Below are 14114 nucleotides of genomic sequence, written 5' to 3'. Positions count from 1 at the left end.
GGAGGTATGGCCAGACGCCGCCAGGCCCGCCCTACGGGCGGACGACGCTCCTTTCGAAACACGCCCTAGTGCCGTGACCGGCAGTGTGTGCCCTATGAGGAGCGTCGTCCGGTGCGTGCGATCGACAGGCGGCCGGACCGGCTCGCTTTCGTGGGCAAGGCGAACTCGCCTGCCCGCCTCATGAGTTGAGAAACTCCGCACACCGGTAGGGGCCCAGCGCGGCGCCTTCGGACGGCCGCAGGGTGACCTCGACGTCGTCGGTCCTGACCTTCGGGTCGCGTACGGACTGGGCGCGCGCCAGCGTGCACACCAGCTGGCCCGTACCCTGGTCGCGTCCCGACTCCGCATAGGGGCCGTCGAGGCGCACCGTGACGCGGGTGCCCGTTCCGGTCACCGAGTAGGCGCCGAGCTGCTGGACGAGAGTGGTCAGCCCGTCGCGCTGCTCGGCGGGCGAGGGCCCCACGGCGAGCAGCTTCACCACCGCGTTGAGGTCCTTGACCTCCTTGTCGAGCAGGGGCACCCCGCGCAGTCCGTTGTCGGACGCGAAGTACAGCCGCATCCCGCGCGTCAGCCCGGACGCGGGCTCGCCCGCGCCTATCACTCCGGTCGGCTGGACGCCGCAGCCCATGAGAGCGATCCCCAGCGCGGCGACCACGACCCCCTGTCGGGCCTTCACTCCGTGCCCTCTCCTGTACGTCGCAGGGGCAGCCGCAGCGTGAACACCGCGCCGCGCCGCGGCCCATCGGCCACATCGGTCACGTCGGCCACGTCGGCCACGTCGATCGTGCCGCCGTGCAGCCGTGCGTTCTCCAGCGCGATCGCCGTGCCGAGGCCACTGCCCTGTCCGCTGTCGTCGGCCTCGCCGCGCGTGCGGGCCACGTCCGCCTTGTAGAACCGGTCGAAGACCCACTCCCGAGCCCCCGGCGGCAGCCCGGGACCGTGGTCGGCGACCTCCAGCGTCACCCACTCCCCGTCCATCGCGCGGGCCGTCCCCAAGGTCACGGTGACCGGCGGGGCTCCGTGCCGCAGCGCGTTGCCCACCAGGTTCGCGACGATCACGTCGATGCGGCGCCGGTCGACCACCGCCCGTACGTCCTCATGAAGGTGCGTCTGTACCCGGTCCGTCCAGCCGCGCAGCGCCAGCGACGCCCGTACGGTGTCGGCGAGGTCCGTCTCGGCCGCGTTCAGCCGTACCGCCTTGGCGTCGAAGCGGGAGATCTCCATCAGGTCCTCTACCAGCCGGGACAGCCGTGCCGTCTCCGCGCCGACGGTACGGGCCGCCCGCGCCGCGTCCGGCGGCAGCTGGTCGGCGTCCTCCTCCAGGACGGTCGCCACCATCGTCATCGCCGCGAGGGGCGTGCGCAGTTCGTGCGACACGTCCGCCACGAAGCGGCGTGCCTTCGCCTCCTGCTCGCGCAGTTCCGCGTCGGAAGCCTGGAGCGCGTCGGCGGTCTCGTTGAACGTCGTCGCCAGGTCGGCGAGTTCGTCGTGCCCGGTGACGGCGACCCGGCTGCCGAGGTCTCCGGCCGCGAGCTCGCGGGTGGCCCGGCCCAGCTTCCGCACCGGACGAAGGACCGTCCCCGCGGCCAGCAGCGCCAGGACGGCGGCCAGCAGCACCACCGGCACGATGCCCTTCCGTACGGAGTCCAGCAAGGCGGCGGTGTCGTCGCGCTCGGCCCGCAGATCGGAGATCGCGAAGACCTCCAGGCCGGAGGTGCGGTGGTCCCCGTCGGCGAACCTGACAGGCGTGCCGACGACCAGGTAGGGGTCACCCCGCCACTGCACCCGCTGGAACTTGGCGTCGTCGCCGGTCATGACGGCGCTGCGCAGCTCGACGGTGATCCGTCCCTCTGTCTCGGCGAACGAGTCGGAGACCGCGGTGAGGTCCTGGTAGCGGGCGACCACGATCTTCCCGCCGATGCCTTCCGACACCTTCGCCGCGAACCGGGACAGCGACTGCTGGTCGGGCGGTACGTCGAAGTCTGCGGCCACCGTGCTGACCCGCTCCCGGAAGTCGTTCACGGCCGCGTTCTGGGCGCGCTGGAGGACGGCGGTACGGGCATCCCGGTAGGCGAGGGCGGTCGCGGTCACCGCGCTGATCAGGGCGACGACGACGAAGGTGACGACGAGCCGGACGCGCAGCCCGCCGACGAGCCGCCGGGAGTGCCTCTTCGAGGCGACGCCACGCTTTCCTTCGTCCGTACGGTTCACAGGGGCCCGAAGCGGTAGCCGAAGCCCCGCACCGTCTGTACGTACCGCGGCTTCGCCGGTACGTCCTCGAGCTTGGCCCGCAGCCGGCCGACCGCCGCGTCCACCAGCCGGGAGTCGCCCAGGTAGGTGTGGTCCCAGACGGATTCGAGGAGCTGCTCGCGGCTGAAGACCCGGCCGGGGGAGGCCGACAGTTCCAGCAGCAGCCGCAGTTCGGTGGGCGGCAGCGGGACCGGTGTGCCGTTCTTGGTGACGGTCAGTCCGGCGCGGTCGATCACCAGCCCGGCGAGATCGGCGTCCGAACGCTGCCGTGCGGACGGTTCCGCGCGCCGCAGGGCGGCTCGGATGCGGGCCTCCAGGACGGGCGCGGTGACCGGCTTGACGACGTAGTCGTCGGCGCCCGCCTCCAGGCCGGTCACGATGTCCGAGTCGTCGCCGCGCGCGGTCAGCATGATGACCGGCAGAGTCGCCGAGCGGGCGCGGATGCGGCGGCACACCTCGAAGCCGTCCATGCCGGGCAGCATCAGGTCCAGTACGGCCAGTTCGACCCGGGCGCCCCGCTCCCCGGCGAGCAGGGCAAGGGCCTGCTCGCCGGTGGCGGCGGTGTCCACGCCGTACCCGTGACGGCGCAGCACGAGCTCCATTCCGTCCCGTACGGACGCGTCGTCCTCGATGAGCAGTACATGCGGCATGGGGCCGATTATGAGCACGCCGGGACCGTTTCCGCCTACTCCGCACGGGGGGTGGACGCGCAGGTCGGGGGCATTGTTACGTTCCCATCATGTGGCCATGGACGGGCCATCATCTGCGGCGGCGAACGTGCAGCGCATGAGTTTCCTCAGGACGAACCCCCGAACCACCGCCCGGCTGCGGATGGCCACCCTCGTGGCCGTGCCCGTACTCGCCTTCTCCGTCGCCTGCGGGGGCGGTGACGACAGCGCCGGCGGAGCGAAGAAGGACGACGCGATCGCCGACGTACCGGACGCTCCGACCGAGAGCACCGCGAAAAACGAGAGCAAGCCGAACACCCGGCCCGCGGGCAAGAGCGCCTTCTACGACGCCCAGATGAAGTACGTCCAGTGCATGCGCGTCAAGGGCGGCTACAAGGACTTCCCCGACCCCAAGCTCAGCGGGCACCTCGACTGGACGAAGGTCGACGAGATCGGTTCCCGGCCCGGCCGCAACGAAGGCATCAAGGGCGGCAAGAACGGTGTCTGTGTCACCGAGTTGCAGGCCGCCATGACGGCCGAGCCCAAGCGCGACCAGCAGAAGGACTACGAGTCGATGCTCGCGCACGCCAAGTGCATGCGGGACAACGGCGTCTCCAAGTTCACCAACCCGACCATGAGCGGCGGCAACGCCCAGCCGGGCGGCGACCCGAACCCGGCGTCCCCGTCCATCGACACGAAGTCGCCGTCGTACAAGCAGGCCCGCGAGGCGTGCAAGTCGAAGCTGCTCGACGGTCTGGACGGCATGCAGTGAAGCGCCGCACCGCCTTCCTCGCGCTCGGCGCGGTGACCGTCGCCGCCGCCGTAACCGGGGGAGTCCTGTTCCTCGGCGACGGCGGCGACGCGGGCGCCTCCGGGAGGGGCGGCGATTTGCCGCCCGCCACCGCGACCGTCGTACGCACCGACCTCGTGCGGTCCAAGACGGTCGACGGCAAGCTCGACTTCGCGCAGCGGCGCGCCGTCAAGTCCGCCGTCGAGGGCACCGTCACGGTGGCCGCATCCGAAGGGAGGACGCTGACCATGGGGCAGGCACTGTACGAGCTGAACGACAAGCCCGTCACCCTCCTCTACGGCCCGGTCCCGATGTTCCGCGAGATGAAGGCGGGCGACCGGGGCAGCGACGTGCTCCAGCTGGAGCGCAATCTGCGCGACCTGGGGTACGGAGCGAATCTCTACGTCGACGCGCGGTACGACGAGAACACCGAGGCCGCCGTCAAGCAGTGGCAGAAGTCGCTGAACCGTGAGACCACCGGCAAGGTCGGCAAGGGCGATGTCGTCTTCCAGCCCGACCGGGTCAAGGTCGTCACCGCGGACGCGGCGCTCGCCGACCAGGTCGGCCCGGACACGCCCGTGCTGACGGTCGCCTCCACCAAGCCGGTCGTCCGCGCGCAGCTCGACCAGGGCGACGGCGCGCTCACATCCCGGGGCACCAGGGTCGAGGTCACCCTGCCGAGCGGGAAGACGGCGACCGGCAAGGTGGCCCGGACGGTGCGCCCCGAGGCGTCCGCCGGGGAGAGCGATGCCGCGCAGAACGGCATCACCGTCGAGGTCGTCCTGGACGGCGGGGTGAACGCCGCGTCCGGCGAGGACGCCAAGGCGTCGGCGAGCGTGAAGTTCGTCAGCGAGGCGCGCAAGGGGGTCCTCGCGGTCCCCGTCGAGGCGGTCGTCGCCCTGCGCGGCGAGAACGGCGGCTACGGCCTCCAAGTCGTCGAGAGCGCCACCTCGAAGATGGTGCGGGTGGAGACGGGCATGACCGCCGACGGCCAGATCGAGGTCAGCGGCCCGGACGTACGCGAGGGCCTGAAGGTCGGAGTGGCGAAGTCATGACGGTCTCATCGGACGCGGTGATCGAACTGCGGGACGCCACCAAGTCGTACCCCGGCGGTGTCCACGCCCTGCGCAGAGTGAACCTCATCGTCGAGGAGGGCGAACTGGTCGGCGTCGTCGGCCCGTCCGGCTCCGGCAAGTCCACGATGCTCAACGTCATGGGCACCCTCGACAAGCCCACCACGGGCACCGTCCGGGTCGCCGGGTACGACGTGTCCGAGCTCTCCGACTCCCGGCTCTCCGCACTGCGCGCCCGCCACATCGGCTTCGTGTTCCAGCACTTCCACCTGGCGGCGGGGCGCGACGCGGTGGACAACGTCGCCGACGGGCTGCTGTACGCGGGCGTACCGCTGAAGGAACGGCGCATGCGCGCGCGGGAAGCGCTCGCCAAGGTCCGACTGGACCACCGCTGCTCGCACACGCCGAACGAGCTGTCCGGCGGCGAGAAGCAGCGCGTGGCCATCGCCCGCGCCCTGGTGGGAGCCCCCCGGCTGCTGCTGGCCGACGAACCGACCGGGGCGCTGGACACCGCGTCCGGCGAGATCGTCATGGAGCTGCTGCACGAGCTGAACGCGTCCGGCACCACCATCTGCGTGATCACCCACGACAACGAGATCGCGGACTCGCTGCCGCGCCGGGTCCGCTTCAAGGACGGCGAGATCGTCTCGGACTCGCGCTCCGGCGCGCGCTCCGCCTCCCGTACGGAAGAGGTCGGTTCATGAAGAACGACCTCAAGCCCTCCCGCCTCTCCCTGCGCGACATCCTCCGCGTCGGTGCGGTCGGCCTTCGCGCGCGTCGCGCGCGCGTGGTGCTCTCGGCGCTCGGCATTGCCATCGGTATCGCGACCATGGTCGCGGTCGTCGGCCTGTCCGAGTCGAGCCGCGCGGACCTGATGGCCCAGCTCGACCGCCTCGGCACCAACCTCCTCACCGCCGAGGCGGGCGAGGACGCCCTGGGGCAGGACGTCAAGCTCCCCAAGAACGCGGTCGCGATGGTCGAGCGCGTCGGCCCGGTGCTGCACGCCACGGCCACCGCCGACGTCGACGCCCGCATCCGCCGCAGCGACGTGGTCCCCGAGGAGCGCACCGCCGGCGTCACCACCCAGGCGGCCCGCATCGACCTGCTGTCCGCCCTCGGCGGCGAGGTCGACAAGGGCGTCTGGCTGAATCCGGTCGGCGAACGCCTCCCGACGACGGTCCTCGGCGCGGTGGCGGCGGACCGCCTCGGCATTACCCGCACCGGCGAGACGATCACGATGAACGACACGCGCGTGGTCGTCGTGGGCATCCTCAAACCGCTCGAACTGGTCCCCAACCTGGACCGGGTAGCCATGGTCGGATTCCCCGCCGCCGAGCGTTACTTCGGCTTCGACGGCCACCCCACCACCATCTTCGAGCGCTCCACGGACGCCTCCGTGGAGGACGTACGGGCTGTCCTGGCCCGCACCATCAGCCCCGGCAACGAGGCAGGCATCAAGGTCTCCCGCCCCTCGGACGCGCTGGCCGCCAAGGCCGCCACCGACGAGGGCCTGACGACCCTGATGCTCGGCCTGGGCGCGGTGGCCCTCCTCGTCGGCGGTGTGGGCGTCGCCAACACCATGGTCATCTCCGTCCTGGAACGCCGCCAGGAGATCGGTCTGCGCCGCTCGCTGGGCGCGACCCGCAACGCGATCCGGCTCCAGTTCCTGACCGAATCGCTGCTGCTGTCGGCGCTGGGCGGGGCGACGGGCGCGCTGCTGGGCGCGGCGGCGACGTACGGCTTCGCGCGGGTCCAGGGGTGGACGGCGGTGGTCCCGCTCTGGTCCCTGGCGGGCGGCCTGGCCGCCACCCTCCTGATCGGCGTGGTCGCGGGCCTCTACCCGGCAATCCGCGCCTCCCGTCTCCACCCGACGGTGGCTCTGAACGCGACATGAGGCGGCGGCGTACGGGGTGCCCTCTTGAAGCGGCGTCCCGTGCGCGCCCCAGCCCCACGCCGAACGGGCGTGGGTGCGACGACGTCATGACGATTGCCCCGTTGCGGCGGCGTGTGGGGCGACGTGCCGGTGATGAACCGGCGGAACGCGCACCATCGGCATCGGCGTCCTCGCCCTCGTCCGGCTGACCTCGCGTCAGAGGACCTTTTCCTCGAGACTGAACGGGATGACCGGCCATGTCGGCTCGACGTAGGCGGCCGCATCCGACGTACGACGCAGATACCTCTGGAGAGAGGCAGCCTGCTCGGCCGCCGCACGGACTTGAAGATCATGCAGATCCGCGAGAGGCAGCGATCCTATGGACGAGTACTTCTCACCCAGTCTGCGTACCGTCCGAGCGGCAGCTACTGCGTCCGCTCCCGCGTCATGCGCATCATCCAGCGGCACACCGTAGTGAGCACAGAGCGCCTGAAGATTGCGCCGCCCCTTCCGATACTGGTCTGCGTGCTTGTCCAGCACCAGGGGATCAATGATCGGAGAAGGCGTCGCTTCCAGCCGCTCTGTGAGCGAAGGGATGTTGTGCCGTCGGCATTCACGGTCCAGAAGGGAGAGGTCGTACCGCGCGTTCATGACCACCAGCGCCGTGCCGGAGCTGAGAACTTCGGTGATGGCCTGCGTGATCTCTGTGATCACGGAAGCAGTCGGGGCTCCGTGCGTGCGGGCATGCTCAGTCGTGATGCCGTGAATCGCTATGGCTTGCGCGGGGATCAGGATTCCCGGGTCGACCAGCCATGTCCGCTCCTCCGTTGGGTTCCCGTCCGGATCCAGTCTGATGAGTGCCGCGGTGACGATGCGGTCGGTCTCAATGTCGGTGCCCGTGGTCTCCAGATCGAAGCCGACCAGCGCCTCCCGATGCCAGCTCATCCCGTACCTCCTTCGTGGTGCTCTCCCCCAAGTGATGACCACCCTGCCATGCACCACTGACAACGCGTGCGACAGGTGATGCGTACGGCGGGCGGGGCGAAGGGCTCAGGAGACCGGCCGGGAGTCCGTCCACACGGACTCGAACTCCTCGCGGTACGTCTCGAAGAGCCCGTTCTCGTTGTCCTGACCCGCCCGGACCACCGCCCGGCCCCCGCCTCGCAGCACCAGCACAGGCGCCTCCATGCCGCGTGCGCGCCGCAGATAGGGCTGGACGACACCCACCGCGTCCGCCCCGTCGCCGTCCACCAGATAGGCCGTGAAGCGCGGCGTCTCGTCGAAGACGTGGATCTCGAACGCGCCCGGATCACGAAGTTTGGAGCGGACCCGGCGCATGTGGAGGATGTTCATCTCGACCGACCGGCTCAGCTCGCCCTTCTTGAGCCCGAGTTCCCGCTCACGCCGCTTGACTGCGCTGCTTGCCGGGTTGATGAACAGCAGCCGGATCCGGCAGCCCGATTCGGCGAGCCGGACCAGCCGGCGGCCGGAGAAGTTCTGCACCAGCAGATTGAGGCCTATGCCGATCGCGTCGAGGCGGCGCGAACCCCCGAAAAGGTCCTCGGCGGGCAGCTGGCGCTGCAGCCGGACCCGGTCGGAGTGGACGGAGACCACATCCGCGTACCGGTCGCCGACCAGTTCCTCGACGGCGTCGACCGGCAGCCGGTCGGCGGAGGGCATCGCGGCGCCGCTGCCCAGGATCTCCAGGAGACGCGCCGAGGCACGCTCGGCCTGGGCGAGGACCGCCTCGTTCAGCGCACGGTTGCGGGAGACGACATTGCGGGCGACCTCCAGTTCGTCGAGTGCCAGCTCGACATCGCGCCGGTCGTCGAAGTACGGCTCGAAGCAGGGCCAGTGCTGGACCATCAGCTCCCGCAGCTGCGGGAGTGTGAGGAAGCTGAGCACGTTGTCGTCGGCCGGGTCGAGCAGATAGCCCTTGCGGCGGGAGACCTCGCGCACGGCGACGGCGCGTTGCACCCATTCCTGTCCGGCGGGCCCCGCGGCGGCCACCACCCAGTCCTCGCCGTGCACCGGCTCGTAGATCGGCCGCAGCACCGCGGCGACCACGGAGCGCAGCCGCTGTTCCACGAGATTCAGCCAAATGTAGGCACGCCCGGCCCGCTGGGCCCGGGTACGGACCTCGCTCCAGGCTTCCGCGCCCCAGCCCAGTTCGGCACCGATCTCCATGGGCTGCGCAAGCGATACCGCCCCGGGCGGGGCGTCGACGGATTCCCCCTCGTGACCTGGGTCACCTGGGGGCAGCTCGAACCCTCCCGAGCTCAACCGCGCACCGCCTTCCGCTCCCCCACCAACGATCAAGGAAGGGTACTCCGGGAGCGGGAGCCGGTGCAGCCGGATGGACAGGCTCCTTTCTCAACTCCCCCAGTCGTCAGGCGCGTTCCCTGCGGCAAGTTCTGCCGTAGTGAGCTGATTCATAGTGATTGAGCACCCCATCAAGGGCCGCATTCCGGACGTGCGCCCCGGTCAGGTTCTCGGACTCCGGTTCCGGGCGACACGGAGAGGCCCGATGTTGACCGGTCCGGCGGACGTGGCCGACGGGACCGCGCCACGTCCCAGTGCCCCTCCCGGCAGGCTCTGCCCCCCTCGCACCGCCCGGCACGCCCGCTCGCCGCGTCGGCCTGGGGCCCTGGTGGCTCCCACCCCAAGCTCTCAGCTTCGTTCGAGCAGGGGAGACCCACCCACATCGCCGGTCACGGCACTGGGTCCGGGGCACTCTTTCGGGGAAGATCTGGCCGGGTCGGTCCCCAGTGCCCCCAGCTCCCGGAGCAGAAGTGGAAGAGTCATATCTATGCAGGTCTGGCCGGGACAGGCGTATCCCCTCGGTGCCACGTACGACGGCGTCGGCACCAACTTCGCGGTCTTCTCCGAGGCCGCCGACCGAATCGAGTTGTGCCTGCTGCACGACGACGGTTCCGAGACGGCGGTGGAGCTGAGGGAGACCGATGCCTTCGTCCGCCATGCCTATCTGCCCGGGGTGATGCCCGGTCAGCGGTACGGATTCCGGGTGCACGGGCCGTACGAGCCGCAGCGCGGAGCCCGCTGCAACTCGGCGAAACTGCTCCTCGACCCGTACGCGCGGGCGGTCTCCGGGCAGATCCAGTGGGGCGAGGCGGTGTACGGCTATCCGTTCGGCCGGCCCGACGCGCGCAACGATCTGGACTCGGCGCCGCACACCATGAGCTCGGTGGTGGTCAACCCGTACTTCGACTGGGGCGACGACCGACGACCCCGTACGGACTACCACCGCACGGTGATCTACGAGGCCCATGTGAAGGGTCTGACGATGCTCCATCCGGGGCTGCCGAAGGAACTGCGCGGTACGTACGCGGCGCTGGCGCATCCGGAGGTCATCGCGCATCTGACGGAGCTCGGGGTCACGGCGATCGAGTTGATGCCGGTGCACCAGTTCGTCCAGGACCACCGGCTGGTGGACGCGGGGCTCGCCAACTACTGGGGCTACAACACCATCGGTTTCTTCGCCCCGCACAACGCGTACGCCTCCCGCGGCGACCGCGGAGAGCAGGTGAGCGAGTTCAAGCAGGCCGTACGGGCACTGCACCAGGCGGGCGTCGAGGTCATCCTCGACGTGGTCTACAACCACACCGCGGAGGGCAACCACCTGGGACCGACGCTGTCCTTCCGAGGCCTCGACAACGCCTCGTACTACCGCCTCGCGGACGATCAGCAGTACTACATGGACACCACGGGGACCGGGAACTCGCTGCTGATGAGGTCCCCGCACGTGCTGCAGCTGATCATGGACTCGCTGCGGTACTGGGTGACCGAGATGCATGTGGACGGGTTCCGCTTCGATCTCGCGGCCACGCTGGCCCGGCAGTTCCACGAGGTGGACCGGCTGTCGTCGTTCTTCGACCTGGTGCAGCAGGACCCGGTGGTCAGCCAGGTGAAACTGATCGCCGAGCCGTGGGACGTGGGCGAGGGCGGCTACCAGGTGGGCAACTTCCCGCCGCTGTGGACCGAGTGGAACGGCAAGTACCGGGACACGGTCCGGGACCTGTGGCGGGGTGAGCCGCGGACCCTCGCCGAGTTCGCGGGGCGCCTGACGGGGTCCTCGGACCTGTACCAGGACGACGGCCGGCGCCCGCTCGCCTCGATCAACTTCGCCACCTGCCACGACGGCTTCACGCTGCATGACCTGGTCTCGTACAACGACAAGCACAACGACGCGAACGGCGAGGACAACCAGGACGGCGAGAGCCACAACCGGTCGTGGAACTGCGGCGTGGAGGGCCAGACGGACCAGCCGGAGGTGCTGGAGCTGCGCGAGCGGCAGATGCGGAACTTCGTCGCCACGCTGATGCTGTCCCAGGGGGTGCCGATGCTGAGTCACGGCGACGAGTTCGCGCGGACGCAGCACGGCAACAACAACGCGTACTGCCAGGACAGCGCGCTGTCGTGGGTGCACTGGCCGGAGCCTCGCAAAGCCAGTACGGAGGACGAGGAGGGGGACGGCCAGGAGTCCCACAGCAGCCTGCTGGAGTTCACCCGGGCGATGGTCTGGCTCCGCCGCGACCACCCGGTCTTCCGGCGCCGCCGGTTCTTCCACGGGCGGCCGGTGGAGGGCACGCACGACGAGCTGACGGACATCGCCTGGTTCACGCCCGAGGGCAGCGAGATGACACAGCGGGACTGGCAGGCGGCGCATGCCAAGGCGCTGACGGTCTTCCTGAACGGGCACGCCATCTCGGAGCCGGGCCCGCGGGGCGAGCGGATCTCCGACGACTCGTTCCTGCTGATGTTCAATGCGAGCGCCGACACGCTGGAATTCGCCGTTCCGGTGAACCACGGCCGGCAGTGGTCGGTGGTGGTCGACACGGCCCGCCCGGAGGGCGTTCGGCCGGGAGGGGGCCCGAAGGTGTCTGCGGGCGACCGGGTGACGCTGGTGGGGCAGAGCATGGCGGTGCTGCAGCGGCCGGCGTAGCCGTCTGGGCAGCACGCCCACGGAGCCGACCCCTCGTCCGGATGGATCGGCCGGATGCCGTGTCACAGCCGGCCCCAGGCTGGGTACGTACGTTCGCATGACACCCACCGCCACGTACCGGCTCCAGCTCCAGCCGGACTTCCCGTTCTCGGCCGCCGGGCACGCGGTGCCGTATCTCGCCGCCCTCGGCGTCTCCCATCTGCACCTGTCGCCGGTCCTCGAAGCCGTGCCCGGCTCCAGACACGGCTACGACGTGGTCGACCACAGCCGGGTCCGGGCCGAGCTCGGAGGTGAGGCGGGGCTGCGGCAACTGGCGGCCACGGCGCGGGAGCACGGACTCGGGTTGGTGCTGGACATCGTGCCGAACCACATGGCCGCCGTCCCGCGCCACAACCGGGCCCTGTGGGAGGTCCTCCGCGAGGGCCCGGAATCGCCGTACGCCCGCTGGTTCGACATCGACTGGGCGGCGGGCGACGGGCGGGTGCTGCTGCCGGTGCTCGCCCGGCGGATCGGCGACGAGATGGAACGGTTCCAGGTGGACGGGGAGGTGCTGCGCCACGGCGAGCAGGAGTTCCCCCTCCGGGCCGGCACCGCCGGTCTTCCGCTGCCGAAGCTGCTGGACGCCCAGCACTACCGGCTCGGCTGGTGGCGGCTGGCCCGTACCGAGCAGAACTACCGGCGGTTCTTCACCATCTCGGACCTCATCGGGGTCCGGGTGGAGGACCCCGAGGTGTTCGCGGCCACCCACGGCAAGATCCTCGAACTGGTCCGGGACGGTGTCGTCGACGGACTGCGCATCGACCATCCAGACGGGCTCGCCGACCCCGCCGGCTATCTGGAGCGGCTCGACAAGGCGACCGGCGGGCGGTGGACGATCGTGGAGAAGATCCTCACCGGTACCGAGCCGCTGCCCGCGGGCTGGGCCGTCGCAGGGACGACGGGGTACGACGCGCTGCACCGGATCGACGGGCTGTTCACCGACCCGATGGGCGCCACCGAGCTGCTCGGCCGGTACCGGGAGTTCGCCGGCCCGGCCGGGGACCGCGGCGGCAACTGGTCGACGACGGTCCGCCGGGCCGCGTACCGGGTGGTGACGCATGAACTGGCCGCGGAGACCGCCCTGCTGACCCGCCTCGCCGTACGCATCTGCGCCGAGGACCCCGCGCTGCGCGACCACGCCCCGTGGGCGCTGCGCACCGCCATCGAGGAACTGCTCGTCCGCGTCCCGGTCTACCGCCCGTACGTCACGGCGGGCAGGCCCTGCACCGAGGCGGCGGAGGCGGCGCTGCCGGACACGGCCGTACGGGACGCCAGGGCGTTGTTCTCCGTGCCCGAGGAGGCGACGGCCGTCGATGTGGTGCGGGACCTGGCGCTGGGGCGGCTCGGTGACGGGCCGGACCGCGCGGCATTCTGCGCCCGGTTCGCGCAGACCGCGTCGGCGCTGCGGGCCAAGTCGGTCGAGGACACGGCCTTCTACCGGTACGTGCCGCTGATCTCGGCGACCGAGGTGGGCGGTGACCCCGGGAGCCCCGCGGTGGCTCCGGAGGAGTTCCATGCCTTCTGCACCCGGCTGGCGCGCGACTGGCCCGCCACCGGCACCGCGCTGACCACGCACGACACCAAGCGCAGCGCGGATGTGCGGGCCCGGATCGCGGTCCTGTCGGAGTGTCCGCAGCAGTGGTCGGAGCTGCTGACGGAGCTGGCGCGGGCAGCCCCGAACGCGGTCGCGCCCGATCCGCAGCTGGCCTGGGAGGCCTGGCAGACGGCGTTCGGCTGCGCGGGGCTGCCCGCCGATGAGATGGCGGGCCGTCTCGAACCCGCGCTGTTGAAAGCCGTACGGGAAGCGGGCCTGTTCACCAGCTGGACGGAGCCCGATCAGGTCTACGAGCGAGCGGTGTCGGACTTCGTCGCGGCCGGTCCCGCCTCCGGCACCGGGCCGGCACGGGAAGCGTTGCAGCGGTTTGCGGCCTCCCTCGAACCCTCCACGCGGGCCAACGTGCTCGGCGCGGCCCTGGTGCAGCTGACGATGCCAGGGGTGCCGGACCTGTACCAGGGGACGGAGCGGGAATACGTGGCACTGGTCGATCCGGACAACCGGCAGCCGTTCCGCCGCCCGCCCGAGGACGGTCCCGTCAGCGAGAAGGCAGCGCTCACGGTGGCGGCACTGCGACTGCGGCGGAATCGGCCGGAGCTCTTCGGCGAGTCGGGGACGTACGCCCCGCTGACCGCCCAGGGCCCGGCGGCCGCGCACTGTCTGGCCTTCTGCCGCTCCGGCGAGGTCGTCACGGCGGTGACGAGGCTGTCGCTGCGGCTGGCCGGGGCGGGCGGCTGGCGCGGGACGACGCTGGCGCTGCCGGGAGACGGGCCGTGGACCGATCTGCTCACGCCGGGACGGGAGTTCCCGGGCGGTCCGGTCGCGGTGGCCGCGTTGTTCGCCGAACGACCGGTCGCGCTGCTCCGTGCCTGTCGTTGAACCCGGGGCGGACCGGGCCCGGGG

At 70.9% G+C, this 14114-nt stretch carries 11 protein-coding genes; 6 read left to right on the top strand and 5 right to left on the bottom strand.

The window, feature by feature from the left end; genetic code table 11:
• Positions 1-178: 178 nt before the first annotated feature.
• The 3 genes from AB0915_RS09175 to AB0915_RS09165 are packed head-to-tail and all read right to left on the bottom strand — an operon-like array spanning position 179 to position 2900.
• Positions 179-676 (bottom strand): hypothetical protein, encoded by a 498-nt coding sequence (locus AB0915_RS09175; RefSeq protein WP_366690463.1) that lies wholly within the window; start codon positions 674-676, stop codon positions 179-181.
• Positions 673-2211 (bottom strand): HAMP domain-containing sensor histidine kinase, encoded by a 1539-nt coding sequence (locus AB0915_RS09170; RefSeq protein WP_366690462.1) that lies wholly within the window; start codon positions 2209-2211, stop codon positions 673-675. The genes AB0915_RS09175 and AB0915_RS09170 overlap by 4 nt, the downstream gene beginning before the upstream one ends.
• Positions 2208-2900 (bottom strand): response regulator transcription factor, encoded by a 693-nt coding sequence (locus AB0915_RS09165; RefSeq protein WP_366690461.1) that lies wholly within the window; start codon positions 2898-2900, stop codon positions 2208-2210. The genes AB0915_RS09170 and AB0915_RS09165 overlap by 4 nt, the downstream gene beginning before the upstream one ends.
• A 136-nt stretch (positions 2901-3036) precedes the next feature.
• Here AB0915_RS09165 and AB0915_RS09160 point away from each other — a divergent pair, with 136 nt between their 5' ends.
• The 4 genes from AB0915_RS09160 to AB0915_RS09145 are packed head-to-tail and all read left to right on the top strand — an operon-like array spanning position 3037 to position 6675.
• Positions 3037-3690 (top strand): hypothetical protein, encoded by a 654-nt coding sequence (locus AB0915_RS09160; RefSeq protein WP_366690460.1) that lies wholly within the window; start codon positions 3037-3039, stop codon positions 3688-3690.
• Positions 3687-4763 (top strand): peptidoglycan-binding domain-containing protein, encoded by a 1077-nt coding sequence (locus tag AB0915_RS09155; protein WP_366690459.1) that lies wholly within the window; start codon positions 3687-3689, stop codon positions 4761-4763. The genes AB0915_RS09160 and AB0915_RS09155 overlap by 4 nt, the downstream gene beginning before the upstream one ends.
• Positions 4760-5485 carry an ABC transporter ATP-binding protein gene (locus AB0915_RS09150; protein WP_366690458.1) on the top strand — a complete coding sequence of 242 codons (726 nt, stop codon included), beginning with the start codon at positions 4760-4762 and terminating at the stop codon, positions 5483-5485. Before AB0915_RS09155 ends, AB0915_RS09150 begins: the two co-directional genes overlap by 4 nt.
• A complete protein-coding gene (locus AB0915_RS09145; RefSeq protein WP_366690457.1) occupies positions 5482-6675 on the top strand; it encodes an ABC transporter permease in 1194 nt (397 codons plus the stop codon). Before AB0915_RS09150 ends, AB0915_RS09145 begins: the two co-directional genes overlap by 4 nt.
• A 195-nt stretch (positions 6676-6870) precedes the next feature.
• Here the strand turns inward: AB0915_RS09145 and AB0915_RS09140 are convergent, their stop codons facing one another.
• Together AB0915_RS09140 and AB0915_RS09135 are read right to left on the bottom strand one after the other, a co-directional pair.
• Complete coding sequence (locus AB0915_RS09140; protein ID WP_366690456.1) at positions 6871-7599, bottom strand: 3'-5' exonuclease; 729 nt, start codon at positions 7597-7599, stop codon at positions 6871-6873.
• Positions 7600-7704: 105 nt separating this feature from the next.
• The gene (locus tag AB0915_RS09135) at positions 7705-8937 is read right to left on the bottom strand and encodes an SAV2148 family HEPN domain-containing protein (RefSeq protein WP_366690455.1); all 1233 of its coding nucleotides are present in this window, start codon (positions 8935-8937) and stop codon (positions 7705-7707) included.
• A 526-nt stretch (positions 8938-9463) separates the two neighbouring features.
• Between AB0915_RS09135 and glgX the strand changes: the two genes are divergently transcribed.
• Both glgX and treY read left to right on the top strand, forming a co-directional pair.
• The gene (glgX, locus tag AB0915_RS09130; protein ID WP_366690454.1) at positions 9464-11617 is read left to right on the top strand and encodes a glycogen debranching protein GlgX; all 2154 of its coding nucleotides are present in this window, start codon (positions 9464-9466) and stop codon (positions 11615-11617) included.
• 97 nt (positions 11618-11714) lie between these two features.
• Positions 11715-14090: a malto-oligosyltrehalose synthase gene (gene treY, locus AB0915_RS09125; protein WP_366690453.1), complete on the top strand. Its 2376-nt coding sequence runs from the start codon at positions 11715-11717 to the stop codon at positions 14088-14090.
• The last annotated feature ends 24 nt before the right edge of the window (positions 14091-14114 follow it).

Origin of the sequence: Streptomyces sp. NPDC048411 (assembly GCF_040704695.1) — a bacterium.
Lineage (GTDB): Bacteria > Actinomycetota > Actinomycetes > Streptomycetales > Streptomycetaceae > Streptomyces.
This window is presented reverse-complemented; position numbering and strand designations above follow the sequence as displayed.

Bases quoted from the DNA above. Each gene is read 5' to 3' on its own strand.
- AB0915_RS09165 (WP_366690461.1), bottom strand. From the start codon at position 2,900: ATGCCGCATGTACTGCTCATCGAGGACGACGCGTCCGTACGGGACGGA.
- AB0915_RS09160 (WP_366690460.1), top strand. From the start codon at position 3,037: ATGAGTTTCCTCAGGACGAACCCCCGAACCACCGCCCGGCTGCGGATG.
- AB0915_RS09150 (WP_366690458.1), top strand. From the start codon at position 4,760: ATGACGGTCTCATCGGACGCGGTGATCGAACTGCGGGACGCCACCAAG.
- AB0915_RS09145 (WP_366690457.1), top strand. From the start codon at position 5,482: ATGAAGAACGACCTCAAGCCCTCCCGCCTCTCCCTGCGCGACATCCTC.
- AB0915_RS09140 (WP_366690456.1), bottom strand. From the start codon at position 7,599: ATGAGCTGGCATCGGGAGGCGCTGGTCGGCTTCGATCTGGAGACCACG.
- glgX (WP_366690454.1), top strand. From the start codon at position 9,464: ATGCAGGTCTGGCCGGGACAGGCGTATCCCCTCGGTGCCACGTACGAC.
- treY (WP_366690453.1), top strand. From the start codon at position 11,715: ATGACACCCACCGCCACGTACCGGCTCCAGCTCCAGCCGGACTTCCCG.